Source organism: Streptomyces sp. 1222.5 (assembly GCF_900105245.1).
Classification (GTDB): domain Bacteria; phylum Actinomycetota; class Actinomycetes; order Streptomycetales; family Streptomycetaceae; genus Streptomyces; species Streptomyces albidocamelliae.
Map to the genome: position 1 here is coordinate 7,570,986 of NZ_FNSZ01000001.1, position 25,683 is coordinate 7,596,668.

Sequence of the window (25,683 nt, forward strand, 5' to 3'; positions counted from 1 at the left end):
GCCCCGAACTTTCGAGAATGGTGTCGAGAAGATGTCTCACCAGCACTCCGCCCAGGCCACTGCCGTCGACATCGACGCGTACAACAGCACCGCCGTGCGGCTGCCGGAGGGTGCGCTGCACGAGCTGTTCGCCGCGCAGGCCGTGCGCACGCCGGACGCGGTGGCGCTGGTGTGCGGCGACCGTGAACTGTCGTACCGCGAACTGGACACGGCCGCCGCCGTCCTGGCCCACCGCCTCCTGGCACGGGGCGTGCGCCCCGGCGACAGCGTCGGCCTGTTCCAGGACCGCTCCCTCGCCTATGTCGTCGCCGTCCTCGCCGTCCTCAAGACGGGCGGCGCCTACATCCCCCTCGACCCGCGTCAGCCCGAGGAGCGGCGGGCGTTCATCCTCGCCGACACCGGCGCCGTCCTCCTCCTCACCGACCGTGACGAGCAGGCCACCGCCTTCGCGGGCACCGTGCCCGTCCTGCGCATCACCGACGACGTCATCGCGCCGGCGGAGCAGGCCCCACCCCTAGAAGTAGCGGTCCATCCGGACCAGTTGGCGTACGTGATGTACACGTCGGGGTCGAGTGGGACGCCGAAGGGTGTGGCGAACACGCACCGCAATGTGGTGGAGCTGGCGCTGGACCCGTGGTGGGGTGCGGAGGGCCGGCATGCGCGGGTGCTGGCGTACTCGCCATTGGCGTTCGACTCCTCGACGTACGAGCTGTGGGTCCCGCTGCTCAGCGGCGGCACCGCGATCGTGCTGCCCGCACCGAAGCTGGACATCGCCGAGCTGGCCTCGGCGATCACCGAACACCGCGCCACGGCCATGTACTTCACGACGGCGTTGTTCGACGCGATGGCGTCGGAGGCGGTGGGTGCGCTGGCGGGGCTGCGGGAGATCTGGACGGGCGGGGACGTGCTGTCGGCGCCGGCGTTGCAGCGGGTACTGGACGAGTGCCCGGACACGACGGTGGTGCACGCGTACGGTCCGACGGAGTCGACGGTGTTCTGCAGCTATCAGGTGTTCGGTCCGGGGCAGCGGTCGGTGGAGCGGCTGCATCTGGGTGTTCCGATGGCGAACACCCGGATGTATGTGCTGGACGAGAGGCTGCGTCCGGTGGTGCCGGGTGTGGTGGGCGAGCTGTACGTGGCCGGCAGTCATCTGGCGTGGGGGTACGTGGGGCGGCCGGGGTTGTCGTCGGAGCGGTTCGTCGCCGATCCGTTCGGTCCTTCCGGTGAGCGCATGTACCGCACCGGCGACCTGGCGCGGTGGAACGAGCACGGCGAGGTCGTCTTCGAGGGCCGCGCCGACCAGCAGGTGAAGCTGCGCGGCTTCCGCATCGAACTCGGTGAGATCGAGACCGCGTTGGTCGCCCACCCCGCGGTGTCCCAGGCCGCGGTGATCGTCCGCGAGGACCGCCCCGGCGACAAACGCCTCGTCGCCTACGTCGTCGGGGAGGCCCACGCCGACACCCTGCACGACCACTGCGCCGAGCGCCTCACCGAGTACATGGTGCCCTCCGCCTTCGTCGTCCTCCCCGAACTGCCGCTGACCGCCAACGGCAAGCTCGACCGCCGCGCCCTGCCCGCCCCGCAGGCCGGCGGCGCCGAGGGCCGGGCGCCGCGCACCCCCGCCGAAGAGGTGCTGTGCGGACTGTTCGCCGACATCCTCGGCGTGCCCGCGGTCTCCATCGACGACGACTTCTTCCGCCTCGGCGGCCACTCCCTGCTCGCCACCCGGCTCGTCGGCCGTGTACGCACCGCCCTGGCCACCGAGCTGTCCCTGCGGGACTTCCTCCAGTACCCGACCGTCGCCCGCCTCGCCGAGCACATCGCCACCGGCGCGGGCCGGGCCCCGCGCCCCCAGCTCACGGTCGCCCCCCGCGCCGACGACCACCTGCCGCTGTCCGCCGCCCAGCGGCGGCTGTGGTTCCTCGACCAGATGGAGGGCCCCTCCGCCACCTACAACATCCCCCTCGCCGTCACGCTGAGCGGCAGCGTCGACCCCGAGCTGCTGCGGCAGGCCCTCGGCGACGTGATCGCCCGCCACGAGGTGCTGCGCACCAGCTACCCCGTGCACGACGGCGAACCCCGGCAGCACATCGCCCACCCCGACGAGGTGAGCGTGCCGCTGACCGTCGCCTCCGTCACCGCGGACGACCTGACCGACCGGATCGCCGGGGAAGCCGCCCACCTCTTCGACCTGGCGACCGAACTGCCGCTCCACGCCGCGCTGTTCCAGCTCGAGCCGACCCGGAGCGTGCTCGTCCTGGTGGTCCACCACATCGCCTCCGACGGCTGGTCCAACACCCCGCTGATGCGGGACCTCGGCACCGCCTACGCGGCCCGCGCCGAGGGCGACCAGCCGGGCTGGGAGCCGCTGCCGGTCCAGTACGCCGACTACGCGCTGTGGCAGCGGGACCTGCTCGCCGAGCACGCGGAGACGCAGCTCGACCACTGGCGTACCGCGCTCGCCGCCCTGCCCGCCGAGTCGACCCTCCCCGCCGACCGGCCCCGGCCCGCCGTCGCCTCCTACCGCGGCACCACCCACACCGTGCACTGCCCGACCGAGACCCACCAGGCGCTCACCGCCCTCGCCAGGGAATCCGGCGCCACGCTCTTCATGGTGGTCCAGGCCGCCACGGTCGCCCTGCTCTCCCGCTCCGGCGCCGGAACCGACATCCCGGTCGGCTCCCTCGTCGCGGGCCGCACCGACGAGGCCCTGGAGGACCTGGTCGGGTTCTTCGTCAACACCCTGGTCCTGCGCACCGACGCGGGCGGTGACCCCACCTTCCGCGAACTCCTCGACCGGGTCCGCGAGACCGACCTGGCCGCCTGGGCCCACCAGGACCTGCCCTTCGACCGGCTCGTCGAGGCGCTCAACCCCGAGCGGTCCGCCTCCCGCCACCCCCTCTTCCAGGTCATGCTCACCCTGGCCGAGGCCGCCGAACCCGCCCCCGCGCTGCCCGGCATCCGCAGCGAGACCGGTCAACCCGAGCTGGGCATCGCCAAGTTCGACCTCACGGTCAACTTCTACGAGCACCGCGACCGCGCCGGCCATCCGAACGGCCTGGACATCGTCCTCGAGTACGCCACCGACCTGTACGACCCCGCCACCATCGAGACGGCCGCCGACCGGCTGACGCGGGTCCTGGACGCCGTGATCGCCGACCCGGACGTCAGGGTTGCCGACATCGAACTGCTCACCACGGCCCAGCGCCGTGCCCTGCTCGACGACTACAACGACACCGCCGCCGCCCTGCCGGAGGGTGCGCTGCACGAGCTGTTCGCCGCGCAGGCCGTGCGCACGCCGGACGCGGTGGCGCTGGTGTGCGGCGACCGTGAACTGTCGTACCGCGAACTCGACCGCGCCTCCGACGCGTTCGCCCGCCGGCTGGCCGGCCGCGGTGTCGTCCCCGGCGCCGCCGTGGGCCTCTTCCTCGACCGTTCGACGGAGTACGTCGTCGCGGTCCTCGGCATCCTCAAGGCGGGCGGCGTCTACGTTCCCCTGGACGCACGCCAGCCCGCGGAGCGCCTGGCGTTCATCCTGGCCGACACCCGCGCCGCGCTCGTGGTCACCGACCGGGACGCCGCCCCGGCCGAGGGGCTCACCCTGCTTCCGCCGCCCGACGTGCGGAGCCTGCCGGACGAGAACGCCGAAGCCGTGCAGGTCCCGGTACATCCGGACCAGTTGGCCTACGTGATGTACACGTCGGGGTCGAGTGGGACGCCGAAGGGCGTGGCGAACACGCACCGCAATGTGGTGGAGCTGGCGCTGGACCCGTGGTGGGGTGCGGAGGGCCGGCATGCGCGGGTGCTGGCGTACTCGCCACTGGCGTTCGACTCCTCGACGTACGAGCTGTGGGTCCCGCTGCTCAGCGGCGGCACCGCGGTGATCCTGCCGGTGACCAAGGTCGACGTGGCCGAACTCGGCGACGCCCTGACCCGCCACGGCATCACCGCCGCCTATTTCACGACGGCGTTGTTCGACGCGATGGCGTCGGAGGCGGTGGGTGCGCTGGCGGGGCTGCGGGAGATCTGGACGGGCGGGGACGTGCTGTCGTCGCCGGCGTTGCAGCGGGTGCTGGACGAGTGCCCGGACACGACGGTGGTGCACGCGTACGGTCCGACGGAGTCGACGGTGTTCTGCAGCTATCAGGTGTTCGGTCCGGGGCAGCGGTCGGTGGAGCGGCTGCATCTGGGTGTTCCGATGGCGAACACCCGGATGTATGTGCTGGACGAGGGGCTGCGTCCGGTGGTGCCGGGTGTGGTGGGCGAGCTGTACGTGGCCGGCAGTCATCTGGCGTGGGGGTATGTCGGTCGTGCTGCGCTGTCGTCGGAGCGGTTCGTCGCAGATCCGTTCGGTCCTTCCGGTGAGCGCATGTACCGCACCGGCGACCTGGCGCGGTGGAACGAGCACGGCGAGGTGGTCTTCGAGGGGCGCGCCGACCAGCAGGTGAAGCTGCGCGGCTTCCGCATCGAACTCGGTGAGATCGAGACCGCGTTGGTCGCCCACCCCGCGGTGTCCCAGGCCGCGGTGATCGTCCGCGAGGACCGCCCCGGCGACAAACGCCTCGTCGCCTACCTGGTGGCCGCCGGTGACGCCCGCGTCGACACCGACGCCCTCCACCGGCACGCCGGCGCCGCCCTGCCCGAGTACATGGTCCCGGCCGCCTTCGTGGAGCTGGACCTGCTCCCGCTGACCGCCAACGGCAAGCTCGACCGGCGCGCGCTGCCCGAACCGAGGCTCGGCACCGGGCCCGGTGGCCGGCAGGGACGCACCCCCGTCGAAGAGGTCCTGTGCGGACTGTTCGCCGACGCGCTCGGCCTCCCCGCGGTCTCCATCGACGACGACTTCTTCCGCCTCGGCGGCCACTCCCTGCTCGCCACCCGCCTCGTCAGCCGGATCCGGCGCACCCTCGGCGCCCAGGTGTCGGTGCGGGACATGTTCCGCCACCCCACCGTGGCCCGGCTCGCGGTGTTCCTCGCCGACTCCGGCGACACGGACCGGCGGCCGGCCCTGGTGGCGGGCGAGCGGCCGGAGCGGGTGCCGCTGTCGGCGGCCCAGCGGCGGCTGTGGTTCCTCGACCAGATGGAGGGCCCCTCCGCCACCTACAACATCCCGGTCGCCGTACGGCTCACCGGGACACTCGACGCCGACGCGCTGCACCTCGCCCTGGCGGACGTCGTCGCCCGGCACGAGGCGCTGCGCACCGTCTTCCCGGCCGAACAGGGCACCCCGTACCAGCAGATCCTGCCCGCCGAGGACGCCCGGCCCACGCTGGCGCTCATCCCGGCGACCCGGGAGGCACTGCCGGCGGTGCTCCGCGACCTGTCCGCCACCACCTTCGACCTGGCGCGCGAACTGCCCGTGCGCGCCGACCTGGTACAGATCGCGGACGACGAGCACGTGCTGCTGCTCGTCACCCACCACATCGCCTCCGACGGCTGGTCCCACACGCCCTTCATGCGGGACCTGGCGGCCGCCTACACCGCCCGGGTCACCGGCGCGGCACCCGGCTGGGAGCCGCTGCCGGTCCAGTACGCCGACTACGCGCTGTGGCAGCGGGCCCTGCTCGCCGCGGACGAGGAGCGGCAGCTCGACCACTGGCGGCGGGTGCTGGCCGGGCTGCCCGACGAGGTGACACTGCCCGCCGACCGGGCGCGGCCCGCCACCGCCTCCTACCGCGGCGCCTCCCTGACCGTGCGCTGCCCCGCCGGCCTGCACGCCTCGCTCACGGCACTCGCCCGGGAGAGCGGCGCCACCCTGTTCATGGTGGCGCAGGCGGCCACCGCGGCCCTGCTGGCACGCTCCGGCGCGGGCAGCGACATCCCGATCGGCTCCCCGGTCGCGGGCCGCGGCGAGGAGGCCCTGGAGGACCTGGTCGGCTTCTTCGTCAACACCCTGGTGCTGCGCACCGACGTCAGCGGCAACCCGACCTTCCGCGAACTCCTCGACCGGGTACGGGAGACCGACCTGGCCGCCTGGGCCCACCAGGACGTGCCGTTCGACCGGCTGGTGGAGGACCTCAACCCCGAGCGGTCCGCCGCCCGCCACCCGCTCTTCCAGGTCATGCTCTCGGTCACCGACGCCGCCAACCCGGTGCCCGAACTGCCTGGTCTGCGCGCCGAGTCGGAGTTCACCGCCCTCGACATCGCCAAGTTCGACCTCACCTTCACCTTCCACGAGCACCGCGCCCCCGACGGCGGCCCCGCCGGACTCGGCATCACCGTCGAGTACGCCACCGACCTGTACGACCCGGCGACCGTGTCCGCCGTCACCGCACGCCTGGTGCGACTGCTCGGGGCCGCGGCCGAGACCCCCGACGTCCCGATCGGCGCCCTCGACGTCCTGGCCGACGACGAGCGCACCCGGCTGCTCGACACCTGGCACGGCACCCCGCGTACCGCTCCCGCGGCGGCGCTGCCGCAGCTGTTCGCCGAGCAGGCCGCCCGCACCCCCGACGTCGTGGCCCTCTCCCACGGCACACAGCGGCTGACGTACGCGGAACTGGACCGGCGCGCGAACCGGCTGGCCAACCGACTGATCGCCGAGGGAGTGCGGCCCGGCTCCCGGGTGGCCCTCTTCCAGGAGCGCTCGCCGGAGGCGGTCGTCGCGATCCTTGCCGTGGTCAAGGCCGGCGCGGTGTACGTGCCGCTGGACACCCGCTACCCGAAGGACCGCATCGACCTCGTCGTGCGGATGTCCGGGGCGCAGGTCTTCCTCACCGACCGCGACCTGACCGGCTTCGAACTGCCCGGCGGGGCTCGCGCCCTGTCCGTGACCGACCCGGCCGGCTCCGCGCCCGACACGGCCCCCGAGGTCGCCGTCCACCCCGACCAGCTCGCCTACGTGATGTTCACCTCGGGCTCCACGGGCGTGCCGAAGGGCGTCGCCGTCACCCACCGGAACGTCACCGAGCTGGCCGCGGACAACCGCTTCACCGGCGGCGCCCACCGCCGGGTCCTGCTGCACTCGCCGCTCGCCTTCGACGCGACGACCTACGAGCTCTGGGTGCCGCTGCTGTCCGGCGGGACCCTGGTGGTCGCCCCGCCCGGTCTGCTGGACACCGCCGCACTCACCCGCGTCCTCACCGAGGAGTCCATCACCGGACTGTGGCTGACGGTCGGCCTGTTCCGGCTGGTCGCCGAGGAGGACCCGGTCGCGTTCGCCGGGCTGCGCGAGGTGTGGACCGGCGGCGACGTGGTGCCTCCCGAGGCGGTGCGGCGGGTCATGGACGTCTGCCCGGGTCTCCAGGTCGTCAACGGCTACGGCCCCACGGAGACGACCACCTTCGCCACCTCGCACCTGCTGCACCGCCCGTTCGACTACGCGGGCGCGCTGCCCATCGGCCGTCCGCTGGACAACACTCGCCTCTACGTCCTCGACGAGCACCTGGAGCTGGTCGCCCCGGGCGTCCCCGGCGAGCTGTACATCGCCGGCACCGGACTCGCCCAGGGCTACCTGGACCGGCCGGCGCTCACCGCCGAGCGGTTCGTCGCCGACCCGTACGGTCCGGCCGGGTCGCGCATGTACCGCACGGGCGACCTGGTGCGCTGGTCGCGGGACGGCGAGATCGAATACCTGGGCCGCGCCGACCAGCAGGTGAAGCTGCGCGGCTTCCGCATCGAGCCCGGGGAGATCGAGTCGGCCCTGGCCGCCCACGCCTCGGTCGCCCAGGCCGCGGTCGTCGTCCGCGAGGACCGGCCCGGCGACAAACGCCTCGTCGCCTATGTCGTCGGCAACGGGGACACCCCCGTCGACCTCGACGCGCTGCACGCCCACGCGAGCGAGCGTCTGCCCGACTACATGGTCCCGGCCGCCTTCATGGCCCTGGACGCCCTGCCGCTGACCGTCAACGGCAAGATCGACAAACGCGCACTGCCCCAACCCCCGGCCTCGGCCGGCAGCGGCGGCCGGGCACCGCGCAACCCGCGCGAGGAAGTCCTGTGCGGCCTGTTCGCCGAGGTCCTCGGCCTGCCGTCCGTCTCCGTCGACGACGACTTCTTCCGCCTCGGCGGGCACTCCCTGCTCGCCACCCGGCTCGTGAGCCGGATCCGCACCGTCCTCGGGGCCGAACTCCCGGTCCCCGCCCTCTTCGAGAACCCGAACGTGGCCAGGCTGGCGGAGCGGCTCGACCGCGCCGAGAGCGCGCGCCCCAAGCTGCGGCCGATGCGCCGGATGGGAGCCTCCCAGTGATCCCCTTGTCGTACGCCCAGCAGCGCCTGTGGTTCCTCGCCCAGCTGGAGGGCCCCTCGGCGACCTACAACATCCCGCTGGCCCTGCGTCTGTCCGGCGATCTCGACACCGAGGCGCTGATGGCGGCCCTCGCGGACGTCGTCGCCCGGCACGAGAGCCTGCGCACCGTCTACCCCGAACGCGAGGGCACCCCGTACCAGCACATCCTGCCCGCCGAGGACGCACGGCCCGCCCTGCCCGTCCTGACGGCCGGCGAGGACACCCTCGCCGACGTCCTCGCCGCCGAGTCGGCGCACGTCTTCGACCTCGCCACCGAGCTGCCCCTGCAGGCACGGCTGATCCGGCTCGGCGAGCGGGAGCACGTCCTGCTCGTCGTCATGCACCACATCGCCTCCGACGGCTGGTCCATCGCCCCCCTGCTGCGCGACCTCGCCCACGCCTACCGGGCCCGCACGGAGGGCCGGGCGCCCGGCCAGGAGCCGCTGGAGATCCAGTACGCCGACTACACCCTCTGGCAGCAGGAGGTCCTCGGCGAGCCGGACGACGAGGACAGCCTCATGAACCGGCAACTGACCTACTGGCAACAGCAGTTGGCCGATCTCCCGGAGGAGGCGACGCTGCCCGCGGACCGGCCGCGCCCGGCCGTCGCCTCCTACCGCGGCGACACCGTCACCGTGCACTGCCCGCCCGGGACGCACACCGCCCTCGCCGACCTGGCCCGGGAGAGCGGCGCCACCCTCTTCATGGCCGCACAGGCCGCCCTCGCGACCGTGCTCGCCGCCTCCGGCGCCGGACCCGACATCCCCGTCGGCTCCCCGGTCGCCGGCCGCACCGACGAAGCCCTCGACGACCTGGTCGGCTTCTTCGTCAACACCCTCGTGCTGCGCACCGACGTCAGCGGCGACCCGACGTTCCGGGAGCTGCTGGAGCGCGTGCGGGCGACCGACCTCGCCGCCTGGGCGCACCAGGACCTCCCCTTCGACCGGCTCGTGGAAGTCCTCAACCCCGAGCGCAGCGGCGCCCGTCACCCCCTCTTCCAGGTCATGCTGACCCTGGTCCAGGCCGGCTCCACCGACCCGGGGGCCGACTTCCCGGGGCTCCGGACGCGGGCCGAGTACTCCGCCACCCGCACCGCCAAGTTCGACCTCACGATCGGCTTCGACGAACACCTCACCCCCGACGGCCGCCCCGCCGGTCTCGACATCACCGCCGAGTACGCCACCGACCTGTACGACCCCGAGACCGTCGAGGCGCTCCTCGGCCGGCTGCTCCGGCTGCTCGGCGAGGCCGCCACCCACCCCGACACCCCGCTGTCCGGACTCGACCTGCTCGACCCGGCCGAGCGCACCCTGCTGCTGGAGACCTGGACCGGCCGCACCACCCCCGTGCCGGACGCCTCCCTCGCCGGCCTCTTCGCCGAGCAGGCCGCCCGCACCCCGGACGCCGTCGCCCTCTCCCACGCCGGCCGCGGCTACACGTACGCCGAGGTCGACGCCGTGACCAACCGGTTCGCGCACCGCCTCGCCGGCCTCGGCGTCGGCCCGGAGACCGTCGTCGCCGTGCTGATGGAACGCTCCGCCGACCTGGTCCTCGCGCTGCTGGCCATCGTCAAGGCGGGCGGTGTCTACGCGCCCCTGAACGCCGTCGACCCGGCCTCCCGCCTCAGCCGCATCCTCGCCGACACCGCCGCCCCGCTCCTGCTGGTCGACCCGCACCTCGCCGACCACGAGATCGTCGGGGAAGCCGGTGACACCCGCGTCCTGCTGGTCGACGACCTCACCGCCGACGCCGAGACGGAGGCACACCCGGCGACCGCCCCCGAGGTGCCCGTCCACCCGGACCAGTGGCTGTACGTCATGTTCACCTCCGGTTCGACCGGCGTGCCCAAGGGTGTCGCCGTCACCCACCGCAACGTCGCCGAACTCGCCCTCGACCACCGCTGGACCGGGCCCGCGCACCGCCGTGTCCTCTTCCACTCCCCGCACACCTTCGACGCCTCCACCTTCGAGCTGTGGGTGCCCTGGCTGACCGGCGGGACCGTGGCCGTCGCACCGGCCGGCGTCCTGGACACGGCCGCCCTGGCCGCCGTCCTCGCCGAGGAGTCCGTCACCGGACTGTGGCTGACGGTCGGCCTGTTCCGGCTGGTCGCCGAGGAGGACCCGGCCGCGTTCGCCGGGCTGCGCGAGGTGTGGACCGGCGGCGACGTGGTGCCTCCCGAGGCGGTGCGGCGGGTCATGGACGTCTGCCCCGGCCTGCGGATCGTCAACGGCTACGGCCCCACGGAGACGACCACCTTCGCCACCTCGCACCTGCTGCACCGCCCGTTCGACTACGCGGGCGCGCTGCCCATCGGCCGCCCGCTGGACAACACCCGTCTCCACGTCCTCGACGACCACCTGAACCTGGTCGCCCGCGGTGTCCCGGGCGAGCTGTACATAGCGGGCGCCGGGCTGGCCCGCGGCTATCTGCGCCGCCCCGCCCAGACCGCCGAGCGGTTCGTCGCCGACCCGTACGGTCCGGCCGGGTCGCGCATGTACCGCACGGGCGACCTGGTGCGCTGGTCGCGGGACGGCGAGATCGAATACCTGGGCCGCGCCGACCAGCAGGTGAAGCTGCGCGGCTTCCGCATCGAGCCCGGCGAGATCGAGTCGGCCCTGGTCGCCCACGAGCCGGTCGCCCAGGCCGCCGTGGTCGTCCGCGAGGACCGGCCCGGCGACAAACGCCTGGTCGCCTACGTCGTCGGCGACGCCGTCGACCTCGCCGCCCTGCGCCGCCACGCCGGCGAGGCGCTGCCCGACTACATGGTCCCGGCCGCCTTCGTCGTCCTCGACACCTTGCCCCTGACCGGGAACGGCAAGCTCGACCGCCGGGCCCTGCCCGCACCCGACCTGAGCACCGACAGCGACGGCCGCGCCCCGCGCGACCCCGCGGAAGAGGTGCTGTGCGGGCTGTTCGCCGACGTCCTCGGCCGCCCCTCGGTCACCATCGACGACCACTTCCTGCGGCTCGGCGGGCACTCCCTCCTCGCCACCCGGCTCGTCAGCCGCATCCGCACCGCCTTCGGGGTCCGGATCACCGTCCGCGACATGTTCCAGCACCCCACCGTGGCCCAGCTCGCCGAACTGATCCAGGCGAGCAGCGGCGACCAGCGGCGCCCTGCACTCGTGGCGGGGGAGCGGCCCGAGCGACTGCCGCTGTCCTCCGCGCAGCAACGGCTCTGGTTCCTCGACCAGATGGAGGGCCCGTCCGCCACCTACAACATCCCCCTGGCGCTCCGCCTCTCCGGCCGGGTCGACACCGACGCCCTGCGCCGCGCCCTCACCGACGTCGTCGTACGCCACGAGGCCCTGCGCACCGTCTTCCGGGTCGAGGACGGCGAGGCGTACCAGCTCGTCCTGCCCGCCGACGGCGTCGACGTGCCTCTGCCGGTCGTCCCGGCCACCGAGGACACCCTGGCCGGACTGCTCGCCGGGGAGAGCGCGAAGGTCTTCGACCTGGCGGCCGAACTCCCGGTGCGGGCGGCCCTGCTGCGGTTGTCGGCCGAGGAGCACGTACTCGTCGTAGTGACCCATCACATCGCCTCCGACGGCTGGTCGAACGCGCCCTTCTTCAACGACCTCGCCACGGCGTACGCGGCCCGCACCGAGGGCGCCGCACCGCAGTGGGCGCCGCTGCCGGTGCAGTACGCCGACTACACCCTCTGGCAGCAGAGGCTGCTGGCGGACGAGCAGCACCCCCAACTCGACTTCTGGCGCGAGGCGCTGGCGGACCTCCCGGAGGAGGCGACGCTGCCTGCGGACCGGCCGCGGCCCGCCGTCGCCTCGTACCAGGGCGCGACCCTGACCCTGTCCTGCCCGGCGTCGACGCACGCCGCGCTGACCGGGCTGGCGCGCGAGACCGGAACCACTGTCTTCATGGTCGCCCAGGCCGCCGTCGCCACTGTGCTGGCGCGGTGTGGTGCCGGTGTGGATGTCCCGATCGGTTCGCCGGTCGCGGGCCGTACGGACGAGGCTCTCGACGATCTCGTGGGTTTCTTCGTCAACACGTTGGTTCTGCGGACGGATGTGGGTGGTGATCCCACCTTCCGTGAGTTGTTGGGCCGGGTGCGGGAAACGGATCTTGCCGCGTGGGCCCATCAGGACCTTCCGTTCGACCGGCTCGTCGAGGTGCTCAACCCCGAGCGTTCGGCGTCCCGGCATCCGCTGTTCCAGGTGATGCTCACCGTCGGCGACACGACGGTGAGCGAACCTGAACTCACCGGCCTGACAGCGCGGTTCGTCGCCCCCGAGATCCGCGTCGCGAAGTTCGACCTGACCTTCGCGTTCGGTGAGCGGCGTGCCTCCGACGGCAGCCCGGACGGGCTGGACATCACCGTCGAGTACGCCACCGACCTGTACGAGCGCGACACCGCCGCATCCGTCGCCGGCCGGCTGGTGCGCCTGCTCACCGCCGCCGTGACCACCCCCGACCTGCCCGTCTCCACCCTGGACCTGCTCACCGAGGACGAGCAGGAACGCCTCACCCACTGGTCCGGGCCGCGCACCCGGGCCCCGCGACTCGGCCTGGACGGGCTGTTCACCGGGCAGGCGGCGCGGTCACCGGAGGCCGTGGCGCTGGTTTTCGAGGACCAGGAGGTGACGTACGAGGAGCTGGACGTCTGGTCGAACCGTCTGGCCCGGTATCTGTCGGGTCGGGGTGTGCGGCCGGGTGATCTGGTGGGTGTGCACGTGGAGCGTTCTGCGCACATGGTGGCCGCCATGCTGGCGGTGCTGAAGGCGGGTGCCGGCTACACCATGCTGGACCCGCAGTTCCCCCAGGAACGGCTCAACGGCGTACTGGAACAGGTGCGGCCCGCCGCACTCCTCACCCAGTCCCATCTGCCGGCGCTGCGGACCGACGCGGTGTGCGTCGATCTGACGCGTGAGGTGGCGGAGATCAGTGCCGTGTCGGGTGCGGGGGTGGAGACGGGTGGGTCGCCGGAGTCGGTGGCGTGTGTGATGTTCACGTCGGGTTCGACGGGTGTGCCGAAGGGGGTGGCGGCTTCGCACCGGGCGCTGGCGGCGACTTTCGTGGGCCCGGACTATCTGGCCTTCGGTCCGGAGCAGACGTTCCTGCAGTGCTCTCCGGTGTCGTGGGACGCGTTCGCGCTGGAGGTGTTCGGACCGCTGCTGCACGGCGGACGGTGCGTGCTTCAGCCGGGGCAGCACACGGACCCGCATCAGATCGCCGAGCTGGTCGAGCGTCATGAGGTGACGACGCTCCAGATGTCGGCGAGCCTGTTCAACCACATGCTGGACGAACACCCCGCCGTCTTCGGCCGGATCACGGAAGTCATGACGGCGGGGGAGGCGGCCTCGCCGGCACATGTCGCCCGTGCCCTGGAGACACACCCTCGACTGCATCTGCTGAACGGGTACGGGCCTGCGGAGAGCATGGGCTTCACCACGACGTTCACCATCGAGCCCGGGTTGGCGGAGGGTGCGGCGAGTATTCCGGTCGGCGGTCCGTTGTTCGGCAAGCACGCCTATGTCCTCGACACCAACCTGGAGTTGGTGCCGCCGGGTGTTCCGGGTGAGTTGTATGTGTCGGGTCATGGCCTGGCCCACGGTTATATCGGTCAGCCGGGTCTGAGTGCGGAGCGTTTCGTGGCCGACCCGTACGGTCCGGCCGGCTCGCGGATGTACCGCACGGGTGACCTGGCGCGTTGGAACAAGCAGGGTGCGCTGGAGTACCTCGGGCGGGGCGACGAGCAGATCAAGCTGCGTGGCTTCCGTATCGAACCGGGGGAGATCGAGGCGGCGTTGGCCTCGCATCCGCAGGTGCAGCAGGCGGCGGCCGTGGTCCGCGAGGACCGCCCCGGCGACAAACGCCTGGTCGCCTATGTCGTCGGTGCCGGTGCCGACAGCGCTGCTCTGGTGCGGCACACCGCGGCCCGGCTGCCCGAGTACATGGTCCCCTCGGCCGTCGTGGTCCTGGAGGAGCTTCCTCGGACGGTCAACGGCAAGCTCGACCGCCGTGCCCTGCCCGCACCCGATGTGACCGCCGTGTCCGAGGGCCGTGCCCCGCGCAACCCGGCCGAAGAGATCCTGTGCAGCCTCTTCGCCGACACCCTCGCACTGCCCTGCGTCACCATCGACGACCACTTCTTCCACCGCGGCGGACACTCCCTCCTCGCCACCCGCCTGACGTCCAAGATCCGGGAGGCCTTCGGCGTACGACTCGGGGTGCGGGAGATCTTCCAGTACCCGACGGTCGTACGGCTGGCCGAGCTGATCGCGGTCAGCGGCGGCGCGGACGAGCGCCCGGCGCTGGTGGCGGGGGAGCGGCCGGAGCGTCCGCCGCTGTCCTTCGCCCAGCAACGGCTCTGGTTCCTCGACCAGTTGGAGGGGCCGTCCCCGACGTACAACATTCCGCTGGCCGTCCGGCTCACCGGCACGCTCGACACCGCGGCACTGCGCCGCGCGCTGGTCGACGTGATCGGCCGGCACGAAGCCCTGCGGACCACGTTCCCCTCCGAGACCGGCACGCCTCACCAGGCGGTCCGCTCTCTCGCGGAGAGAGACCTCGCGCTCCCGGTGACCCCGGTGACGGAGGAGTCCCTGCACCAGGCGCTGGCCCGGCTGGCCGGCGTCACCTTCGACCTCGCCGCCGATCTGCCCATCCGCGCGGATCTGCTGGCGCTGTCCCCCGAGGAGCATGTGCTCCTGGTGGTGATGCACCACATCGCCTCCGACGGCTGGTCGAACGGCCCGCTCCTGCGGGACCTCGCCACGGCGTACGCGGCACGCTCGCGGGACGCGGCCCCCGAATGGGCGCCGCTGCCGGTGCAGTACGCCGACTACAGCCTGTGGCAGCGGAGCCTCCTCGCCACCGAAGAGGAGCGCCAACTCGAATTCTGGACCGCGGAGTTGGCCGAGCTGCCCGAGGAGGCGACGCTGCCGGCGGACCGGCCGCGGCCCGCCGTCGCCTCCTACCGCGGGGCCACCCACAAGGTGACCGCCCCCGCGTCCACGCACGCCGCCCTGACCGGGCTGGCGCGCGAGACCGGAACCACCCTGTTCATGGTCGCCCAGGCCGCCGTCGCCACTGTGCTGGCGCGGTGTGGTGCCGGTGTGGATGTCCCGATCGGTTCGCCGGTCGCGGGCCGTACGGACGAGGCTCTCGACGATCTCGTGGGTTTCTTCGTCAACACGTTGGTTCTGCGGACGGATGTGGGTGGTGATCCCACCTTCCGTGAGTTGTTGGGCCGGGTGCGGGAAACGGATCTTGCCGCGTGGGCCCATCAGGACCTTCCGTTCGACCGGCTCGTCGAGGTGCTCAACCCCGAGCGTTCGGCGTCCCGGCATCCGCTGTTCCAGGTCATGCTCACCGTCGGCGACACCGCCGTCGACGTCCCGGACCTGGCAGGCCTCGAAGCGGCCTTCCTCGACCCGGAGCTGAGCATCGCGAAGTTCGACCTGACCTTCGCGTTCGGTGAGCGGCGTGCCTCCGACGGCAGCCCGGACGGGCTGGACATCACCGTCGAGTACGCCACCGACCTGTACGAGCCGAGGACGGTCGGACTCCTGCTGGAGCGTACCCTGCTCCTGCTGGAGTCGGCCGCGGCGGACCCCGACACCGCCGTGGGCTCGATCCCGCTGCTCGCCCCCGAGGAGCGGCAGTTGCTGGACTCCTGGTCCGGGCCGCGCACGCGGGCCCCGGAACTCGGCCTCGACGGCCTGTTCACGCGGCAGGCGGCACGATCGCCACAGTCGGCAGCCCTGATCCATGAGGACCAGGAGGTGACGTACGAGGAGCTGGACGTCTGGTCGAACCGTCTGGCCCGGTATCTGTCGGGTCGGGGTGTGCGGCCGGGTGATCTGGTGGGTGTGCACGTGGAGCGTTCTGCGCACATGGTGGCCGCCATGCTGGCGGTGCTGAAGGCGGGTGCCGGCTACACCATGCTGGACCCGCAGTTCCCCCAGGAACGCCTGAACAAGGTGCTGGAGCAGGTCGGAGCGGTAGCGGTGATCACGCAGACGCATCTGGCCGACCTGCGCACGGGGCCGTCGCTCGTCATCGATCTGACGCGCGAGGTGGTGGAGATCAGTGCGGTCTCGGGTGCGGCGGTGGAGACGGGTGGGTCGCCGGAGTCGGTGGCGTGTGTGATGTTCACGTCGGGTTCGACGGGTGTGCCGAAGGGGGTGGCGGCTTCGCACCGGGCGCTGGCGGCGACTTTCGTGGGCCCGGACTATCTGGCCTTCGGTCCGCAGCAGACGTTCCTGCAGTGCTCTCCGGTGTCGTGGGACGCGTTCGCGCTGGAGGTGTTCGGACCACTGCTCCACGGCGGCGTCTGCGTTCTCCAGCCCGGTCAGCACACCGATCCGCATCAGATCGCCGAGCTGGTCGAGCGTCATGAGGTGACGACGCTCCAGATGTCGGCGAGCCTGTTCAACCACATGCTGGACGAACACCCCGCCGTCTTCGGCCGGATCACGGAGGCCATGACGGCCGGCGAGGCCGCGTCCCCGTCCCACACGGCCAAGGCACTCGCCCACTTCCCCGGTCTGCGTCTGCTGAACGGGTACGGGCCTGCGGAGAGCATGGGCTTCACCACGACGTTCACCATCGAGCCCGGGTTGGCGGAGGGTGCGGCGAGTATTCCGGTCGGTGGCCCGTTGTTCGGCAAGCACGCCTATGTCCTCGACACCAACCTGGAGTTGGTGCCGCCGGGTGTTCCGGGTGAGTTGTATGTGTCGGGTCATGGTCTGGCCCACGGTTATATCGGTCAGCCGGGTCTGAGTGCGGAGCGTTTCGTGGCCGACCCGTACGGTCCGGCCGGCTCGCGGATGTACCGCACGGGTGACCTGGCGCGTTGGAACAAGCAGGGTGCGCTGGAGTACCTCGGGCGGGGCGACGAGCAGATCAAGCTGCGTGGCTTCCGTATCGAACCGGGGGAGATCGAGGCGGCGTTGGCCTCGCATCCGCAGGTGCAGCAGGCGGCGGCCGTGGTCCGCGAGGACCGCCCCGGCGACAAACGCCTGGTCGCCTATGTCGTCGGTGCCGGTGCCGACAGCGCTGCTCTGGTGCGGCACACCGCGGCCCGGCTGCCCGAGTACATGGTCCCCTCGGCCGTCGTGGTCCTGGAGGAGCTTCCTCGGACGGTCAACGGCAAGCTCGACCGCCGTGCCCTGCCCGCACCCGATGTGACCGCCGTGTCCGAGGGCCGTGCCCCGCGCAACCCGGCCGAAGAGATCCTGTGCAGCCTCTTCGCCGACACCCTCGCACTGCCCTGCGTCACCATCGACGACCACTTCTTCCACCGCGGCGGACACTCCCTCCTCGCCACCCGCCTGATCAGCCGCATCCGCACCGTCTGGGACACCCGGATCACCATCCGGGACCTGTTCCAGAGCCCCACACCGGCCCTGCTCGCCGAGCACATCGCGGCGGGCAGCGGGGGCAACCCCCTCGACACCGTGCTGCCCATCAGGGCGGCGAAGGGACGCGACGCGGGCGAGGCACCCCTCTTCTGCTTCCACGCCGTGTCCGGAGTGAGCTGGGGCTACGCCGGACTGCTGCCGCACCTCGGCGCCGGCCGGCCGGTCATCGCCCTCCAGGCCCGCCGGCTCGGCGGTACCGAGGGAGCGCCGGACTCCATCGAGGAGATGGCGGACGACTACCTGGCGGAGATCCGGGAGGCCCAGCCGCACGGCCCGTACCACCTCCTCGGATGGTCCTTCGGCGGACTCGTCGCGCACGCCGTCGCCGCCCGGCTGGAAGCGGCCGGCGAAGAGGTGGCCCTGCTGGCCCTCCTCGACTCCTACCCGCTGCCCGACGGGTTCCGGGCACCCGAGATCGACGGCAGACATGTGCTGACCGCCCTGCTCGGCAGCCGGGGCGAAACCGTGCCGGTGCGCTGCGCGGACGCCGCCCCGGACGTCGCCGAACTCGCCGAGGCCCTAAGGCGGTCGGACCCGGTGCTCGCCGGTCTGGACCACGCCCAGGCGGCGGCCGTGGTGGCGGCCACCCTCGACAACCTGCGCATGCGCTACCGGTACGTGCCGGACGTCCGGTACGGCGGCGACGCGCTGTTCTTCGACGCGACGGGCACACCCGCGGCACAGTCCGGCGCGGCGGCCTGGGCGCCGTACGTGACGGGCCGGGTCGAGGAGTTCGCCGTCGACTGCGAGCACGCCCGGATGACCGAGGCGGAGCCGCTGCGGACGATCGGGGAGGTGCTCGCCCGCCGGCTGCGGCCGGCCCGCATCTGACGCACCGCACCCACAGGGGCCCGTACGGCCGACTCCGGTCCGTACGGGCCCCGCCGCATGCCCGCACCCGCCCCGACAACGGCCGCGCACAAGGGTGTTCGGGCCGACCGGCCCGCTCGTCCGTCTCCCGCTTCCGTCCCCTCGACGCCGAACTGCCCGCATACTGCCGCTTCACCAGCCGGATCCGCACCCCGCCACTGCCTAGCGTGAAGGGGTCCGCATGATCGGCCAGGCCCAGTGAGCGGTCCGGTCCGGCCCCCAGAGGAAGTCAAGGACATGGTGGATCATTCCGGTTGGCGCGTCGGCGTCGCTTCCGCGCCGATACATCACGGCGAAATTCTCCAGGGCGTCTTTCCGCACCAGGGCCAGCTCACCCGGGGGCTGGTCACGATGCCCTGCACCGTCCACACCACCCAGGCGTCCTTCATCCCCGCCCGGGGCGAGGAACTGACCGTCTCCCCGGCCTGGAAGACCAAGGCGCGGCGCGCCGCGCAACTGGCCGTCGAGGCCTGTGTCCCGCCCGGTGACCGGCCGGTCGGCGGCCACCTCGAACTGACCGGCGACGTCCCGCTGTGCCGCGGCTTCGGCTCCTCCACCAGTGACGTGCTGGCCGCGATCTGGGCCGTCCAGGACGCCCTGGTCCGTCCGCTGCCGCCCGAGGAGACCGCACGGATCGCGGTGTGCGCCGAGACGGCCTCCGACTCCCTCATGTTCAAGGAGAGTTCGGTGCTGTTCGCGCAGCGCGAGGGCAGGGTCATCGAGGACTTCGGTTACCGGATGCCGGCCCTGCGCGTCCTGGGCTTCGGCTCCCGGCCCGAGAACGAGGGCAAGGGCGTCGACACCCTGGCCTTCCCGCCGGCCCGCTACGACGGCACGGAGATCGGTGTCTTCGCCGAACTCCAGGCGATGCTGCGGGAAGCCATCCACACCAAGGACGTCGCGCTGGTCGGCGCGGTGGCCTCGGCCAGTACCGAGATCAACCAACGGCACCTGCCCATCCCGCTCCTGGACGGCCTGCGCGCCATCGAGCGGGAGACCGGCGCCCTCGGCATCCAGACCGCGCACAGCGGGGACATCGCCGGACTCCTCTACGACCGCGACGACCCCGAGGTCGAGGCACGCACCGAGCACGGCCGACGACTGCTGCACAACATCGGCATCCACGAGCAGTGGATCTTCACGACGGGTGACTGACATGACTACGACCACGATCGCGGGCGCCGCGCGGGTGCACGACTCGGTGGTGGACGCCACCGAGCTGCCCCGCATCATCCAGGTGACCGAGAACCTCTACGCGGCCGCCTTCAGCCTGATGAAGCTGCTGCCCGCGCGCTTCATCGTCGACCGTGCGGAGGCCGCCGGGCAGCTGCGGCCGGGCACCCGGATCATCGAGACCTCGTCCGGTACCTTCGCGCTCGGCCTGGCCATGGTGTGCCGGCTGCGCGGCTACGACCTGACCATCGTGGGCGACTCCGCCATCGACCGGGACCTGCGCACCCGGCTGGAGATGCTGGGCGCCACCGTCGAGATCGTCGAGTACGCCGGCCAGCCCGGCGGCATCCAGGGCGCCCGACTGGCCCGGGTCGAGGAACTCCGCCGGCTCCACCCCGACAGCTTCGTGCCGGGACAGTACGACAACCCCGACAACCCCGGCGCCTACGCGGCCGTGGCCGAACTCGTCGGTGAGACCATCGGCTCCGTGGACTGCCTGGTCGGCCCGGTCGGCTCAGGCGGCTCCACCGGGGGCCTGGCGGCCGCGCTGCGCCCCGCCGACCCGGCCCTGCACCTGGTCGGTGTGGACACCCACGGCTCGATCATCTTCGGCACCCCCGACGGACCGCGCACCCTGCGCGGCCTCGGCAGCAGCATCCACCCCGGCAACGTGCGCCACGCGGCCTACGACGAGGTCCACTGGGTCACCGCCGCCGAGGCCTTCCACGCCACGCACGAGCTGTTCCGCACCCACGGGCTGTTCATGGGCCCCACCAGCGGCGCCTCCTTCCAGGTCGCCTCCTGGTGGGCCGCCCGCAACCCCGGGAGCAAGGTCGTCATGGTGCTGCCCGACGAGGGCTACCGCTATCAGTCGACCGTCTACAACACCGACTGGCTGCGCGAGCAGGGCATCGAGCCGGCCCCCGCCCCGGGCGGCCCCGTGACCGTCGAGCACCCGCTCGACGCCCCGCCCGCCTGGGCCCGGCTGGTCTGGGCGCGCCGCGGATTCGACGACGTGATGATGCCGGAGGCGGGCGCATGAACACCCCACTGCTGCTGCTCGTCGAGTCCAACACCACCGGTACCGGACGCCAGTTCGCGCAGCGGGCCCGTGCCTTCGGCGCCGAGCCCGTGCTGCTGAGCGCCGACCCCGGCCGCTACCCCTACGCGGCCGAGGACGAGCTGCGCACGGTGGTCGTCGACACCGCGGACGGCGACGCCCTGTGGGCCGCCGTACAGCGGCTCGCCGCCGGGTCGCGGATCGCCGGTGTGCTCTCCAGCTCGGAGTACTACGTCGCCACCGCGGCGGACCTCGCGGCACGGCTCGGGCTGCCCGGGCCGTCTGCCGACGCGGTACGCGCCTGCCGGGACAAGTCCGTGCAGCGCCGCACCCTGGCCGAGGCGGGCGTGCCCGTCCCCTGGTTCTCCGTGGCCGGCGAGGTCGCCGAGGCGGTCGCCGCCGCGCAGTGGCGGCGCGGCCCGGTGGTGGTCAAGCCGGTCCAGGGCTCGGGCAGTCTGGGCGTCCGCCTGTGCCGGGACACCGGTGAGGTCGCCGCGCACGCCCGTGGCCTGCTGGCCGCGACGGTCAACGAGCGCGGGCTGACCACGCCCGCCCGCGTCCTCGTCGAGCAGTACCTGACCGGTCCCGAGTTCTCGGTCGAGGTGTTCGGCGAGCACGCCGTGGTGACGGTCGCCAAGCACGTCGGCGCACCGCCCGTCTTCGTGGAGACCGGACACGACGTACCGGCCGTGCCGACCGCGCCCGACGCCGCGGCCCTCGTCGACAGTGCCGTGCACGCCGTCAAGGCGCTCGGCCTGGGCTGGGGCGCGGCCCACGTCGAACTCCGCCTCGACGCGGGCGTGGCCCGCGTCATCGAGGTCAACCCCCGCCTGGCCGGCGGGATGATCCCGGAGCTGGTGCGCCGCGCCCGCGGTGTCGACCTGGTCGGCGCCCAGGTGCGCGCGGGCCTCGGCCTGCCCGTCGACCTCACCGACGCGACCGACGCGGCGGGCGCCGCCTCGATCCGGTTCCTCACCGCCGGCACCGACGCCGTCCTCGCGGACACGGACGCCGGCGAGGCGGCGGCCCGCGCCGTGCCCGGCGTCGTGGACGCCGCCCTGTACCGCCCGCCCGGCACCCGTGTCGGACCGGCCGAGGACTTCCGCGGCCGGCTGGGGCACGTCATCGCCGCCGGAGCGACGCCGCAGGAGTCCGCGCGGGCGGCCGACACCGCCCTCTCCTTCGGCCTGTCCACCGCCCTGGAGCACACCCCGGCGCGGGAGGCGAGGCCGGTATGAGCACGACCCCGTACGCCGCCGACGCGGTCGCCGGCCCGGCACCGGACCGCACGCCGGACATCGGCGGAGTGGACACCGGGAGGCTGCGCACCGCTCTCGACGCGACCGCCCACCGCATCGTCTACGACCAGTACGGTTCCGGCGCCGACGACCCGATCGGCCGGGAACTGCGGCTGATCAGCGAGGTGGACCGGGCCCACCTGGTGATGCTCACCGAGCGCGGCATCGTCGACGCGGCCCGCGCCGGCGCGCTGCTCGACACCATCGACGCCCTGCGTGCCGCGGACTTCGGCCCCGTCCGGGACCGCCCGATGCCCCGCGGCCTGTACCTGGCCTACGAGGGCTGGCTCGTGGACCGGCTCGGCCAGCGGACCGGCGGTGTGCTGCACACCGGCCGCTCGCGCAACGACCTCAACGCCACCACCGTACGGCTCCGGGCGCGCGCCCCCTACGCCCGGCTGCTGGACGAGGTCCTGGAGCTGGCCGGGGTCCTGCTCGACCGGGCCGAGCGGTACCGCGACGTCGTCATGCCCGCCTACACGCACGGCCAGCCCGCCGTGCCGATCTCCTACGGCCACTACCTGTGCGGGGTCGCCGGCGCCGTACTGCGCTCGGCCGCCGGACTGCTCGACGCAGGACGGGAGATCGACGTCAACCCGCTCGGCGCGGGGGCCGTCGGCGGCACCTCGGTGCCCGTCGACCCGGCCCGCACCGCCGAACTCCTCGGCTTCACCGCCGCCACGCCGAACTCCGTCGACGCGGTCGCCTCCCGGGACTTCGCGCTGCGGATGCTGTCCGCCTCGGCCGTCCTCGGCGTGCTCATGGCCCGGGTCGCCCGCGACCTGACCTGGTGGACCACCGAGGAGTTCGGGCTGCTGCGGATGGCCGACGACCTGGTCGGCTCCAGCTCGATGATGCCGCAGAAGCGCAACCCGTTCCTGCTGGAGCACGTCCAGGGACGCTCGTCCGCCGCCCTCGCCGGCTTCACCGGAGCCGCCACCGCCATGTCCACCGCCGGCTACACCAACGCCATCGCCGTCGGTACCGAGGCCGTACGCCACCTGTGGCCCGGTCTCGCGGGCACCGAGGAGGCGGCGACCCTGCTGCGGCTCGTCGTCGCCGGTGCCGAACCCGACCGCGACCGCATGCGCGCCCGGGCCCGGGACGGCTTCACCTCGGCGACCTACCTCGCCGAACGCCTCGTCGTGGACGGCATACCCTTCCGCACCGCCCACCATCTCGTCGGGGAGACCGTCCTCGCCGCTCTGGACGGCGGTCTCCCGCTGTCCGAGGCGTCCCGTGCGCAGCCCGACGTGGCCGGCGCCGCCGCCGGATACCCCGCCGACTGGCTGGACCCGGAGACGGTGGCCACCGCCTGCGCCCACGGCGGTGGCCCCGGCGGCACCGCGCCGGACGCCGCGCTGATCCAGGCGCGCTCCGAACTCGCCTCCGTGGAGACGGAGTTCACCGCACGCCGGGCACGCTGGGCCGGCGCCGCCGACCGGCTGACCGACGAGGTCGCCAAGGTGGTGGCCGACCGATGAGCGCACCCACCGGAGCCACCGCACCACGGCCCCGGGGCGGACTGCTGCGGCAACGGGACTTCCGGCTGCTGTGGGCGGGGGAGACCGCGAGCCGGTTCGGCAGCAACGTCACCGGTGTCGCCATGCCACTGGTCGCCGTCGTCAGCCTCGACGCGAGCACCTTCTGGGTGAGCGCGCTGGCCGCGGCGGCCTGGCTGCCCTGGCTGCTGGTCGGACTGCCCGCCGGAGCCTGGGTGGACCGGCTGCCGCGCCGCCCGCTGATGCTGGTGTGCAACCTGGGCTCACTGGTGCTGCTGGCCAGCGTGCCCGCCACCGCCTGGCTGGACGCGCTGACCATGACCCAGCTGCTGGTGGTCGCCCTGCTCACCGGACTGGCGAACGTCTTCTTCTCGATCGCCTACCGCGTCTACCTGCCGTCCGTCGTGGAGCGCGAGGACCTCGCCGAGGCCAACGCCAGACTCCAGGGCAGCGAGTCCGCGGCACAACTCGCCGGGCTCGGCGGCGGCGGCATGCTGGCCGGGCTGTTCGGAGCGGTCAGCGGCCTCCTCGTCGACGCCGCGACCTTCCTCGTCTCCACCCTCTGCCTGCTCGGCATCCGCAGGTCCGAACCCCGTCCGGAGAAGTCCGCGGCCCCCCGGGCCCTGCGCCAGGACGTGCGCGACGGCCTCCGGTACACGGTGCGCGACCCGTACCTGCGCGTCCTCACGACGTACGGCACCGTCACCAACCTGCTCCTCACCGGCTACCAGGCCCTCCTCACCGTCTTCCTCGTACGCGACCTGGGCGTCGAGGCGGCCGCGGTGGGCTGGCTGCTGGCCGGCGCGAGCGTCGGCGGGCTGCTCGGCGCCGTCCTGGCCGGCGCGCTCTCCCGGCGCTTCGGCTCGGCCCGCGGCATGCTGCTGTGCAAGTTCGCCACCGCGCCGTTCGGGCTGCTCGTGCCGCTGGCCCAACCGGGGTGGCGGGTCGTCCTGCTCGCCCTCGGCGGGGCGGTCCTCGCCCTGGGCGTGGTGTCCGCCAACGTCATCCAGGGCACGTTCCGCCAGCAGTACTGCCCCCCGCACCTGCTGGGCCGGATCACCGCGAGCATGTCCGTGGCCAACTTCGGTGCCATCCCCGTCGGTTCGCTGCTCGGCGGTGCCCTCGGCGCCACCCTCGGCGTGCGGCCCGCGCTGTGGCTGCTCACCGGAGGCCTCGCGGTCAGCTCCGCGCTGCTTCTGGCGGGACCCCTGCGCGCGCACCGCGACCTGCCCACCGAACCACCCACACCACCCGAGGTCCAGGACCGGCCGGTCGGCGTCCTCGGACGGAGCTGAGCCGCCCCGGCGGCGGCCCGCGTATCGTCATCGAACAGGAGGGGTCCGGTGAGTGATCCCATGAGCGGTTCCCCAGCCCCCGCGAGCGGCACCCTGCTGCACGCGGCGGCGCCCCCGGGACTGGCACTGCCCCGGCCCGGTTCCCTGGACCTCTGGCTGCTCAGGGTCCCCGACGTCCGGGGGGCGGGACTCGACCCGACCGTGCTGGACGCGACGGAACGGCGGCGCGCCGCCGAACTGGCCCACGGCGGCGACCGGATCCGCTTCACCGCCGCCCATCTGGCCCTGCGCCGCCTGCTGGGCACCTACCTCGGCACCCGGCCGCAGGACATCCGCTACGGCCGTGAGACCTGCCCGTGCTGCGGTGGCCCCCACGGCCGGCCGACCGTGCTGGGCGCCACCCGCGAGCTGCACTTCTCCCTCTCCCACCGCGGCGATCTCGTCCTCATGGGCACCGCGGTGGCACCCATCGGCGTCGACGTGGACCTGGTCGCCGATCCGGGCAGCGCCGCCGAACTCGCCGCCATGCTGCACCCGGCCGAGCGGGCGGAGATCGAGGCGCTGCCGCCCATGCGCCGGCCGCGCGCGCTGGCCCGGCTGTGGACCCGCAAGGAGGCGTACCTCAAGGGTCTGGGCACCGGCCTGGGCCGGGACCCGGCGGCCGACTACGTGGGCTCCGGGCAGCCGGACGGCCCGTATCCGCCCACCGGGTGGACCCTCCTCGACGTGCCCGTCGACCGCGGCTACGCGGCGGCCGTCGCCGTGCACGGCAGGCTGACGGCACCCGTGCCCCGGGTGAACCGTCTCTCGGACCACGACATCCGCGGCGGGCCCCCACCGGAAGCACCGGAGCCTTGACCCGGAGCACCCGCGAG

General features: G+C 73.1%; 8 protein-coding genes. All 8 read left to right on the forward strand.

Features of this window, described 5'->3' with window-relative positions; genetic code table 11:
* Positions 1-31 precede the first annotated feature (31 nt).
* The 8 genes from BLW57_RS34315 (at position 32) to BLW57_RS34350 (ending at position 25,666) form a co-directional block, all read left to right on the forward strand.
* Positions 32-8,188: a non-ribosomal peptide synthetase gene (locus BLW57_RS34315; protein ID WP_093479595.1), complete on the forward strand. Its 8,157-nt coding sequence runs from the start codon at positions 32-34 to the stop codon at positions 8,186-8,188.
* Entirely contained in the window at positions 8,185-18,441 is a 10,257-nt protein-coding gene (locus BLW57_RS34320; RefSeq protein ID WP_093479596.1) for a non-ribosomal peptide synthetase, read from the forward strand. The genes BLW57_RS34315 and BLW57_RS34320 overlap by 4 nt, the downstream gene beginning before the upstream one ends.
* Positions 18,442-18,717: 276 nt before the next feature.
* Positions 18,718-19,635: a GHMP family kinase ATP-binding protein gene (locus tag BLW57_RS34325; protein ID WP_256339653.1), complete on the forward strand. Its 918-nt coding sequence runs from the start codon at positions 18,718-18,720 to the stop codon at positions 19,633-19,635.
* A 1-nt stretch (position 19,636) separates the two neighbouring features.
* Entirely contained in the window at positions 19,637-20,695 is a 1,059-nt protein-coding gene (locus BLW57_RS34330; protein WP_176985831.1) for a PLP-dependent cysteine synthase family protein, read from the forward strand.
* A complete protein-coding gene (locus tag BLW57_RS34335; RefSeq protein ID WP_093479598.1) occupies positions 20,692-21,951 on the forward strand; it encodes an ATP-grasp domain-containing protein in 1,260 nt (419 codons plus the stop codon). The genes BLW57_RS34330 and BLW57_RS34335 overlap by 4 nt, the downstream gene beginning before the upstream one ends.
* Complete coding sequence (locus BLW57_RS34340) at positions 21,948-23,495, forward strand: argininosuccinate lyase (RefSeq protein ID WP_093479599.1); 1,548 nt, start codon at positions 21,948-21,950, stop codon at positions 23,493-23,495. The genes BLW57_RS34335 and BLW57_RS34340 overlap by 4 nt, the downstream gene beginning before the upstream one ends.
* On the forward strand, positions 23,492-24,808 hold the full coding sequence (locus BLW57_RS34345) for an MFS transporter (RefSeq protein ID WP_093479600.1): 1,317 nt from the start codon (positions 23,492-23,494) through the stop codon (positions 24,806-24,808). The genes BLW57_RS34340 and BLW57_RS34345 overlap by 4 nt, the downstream gene beginning before the upstream one ends.
* Positions 24,809-24,868: 60 nt before the next feature.
* Positions 24,869-25,666, forward strand: coding sequence for a 4'-phosphopantetheinyl transferase family protein (locus BLW57_RS34350; RefSeq protein ID WP_093479601.1), 798 nt, complete (start codon positions 24,869-24,871; stop codon positions 25,664-25,666).
* Positions 25,667-25,683: the final 17 nt, after the last annotated feature.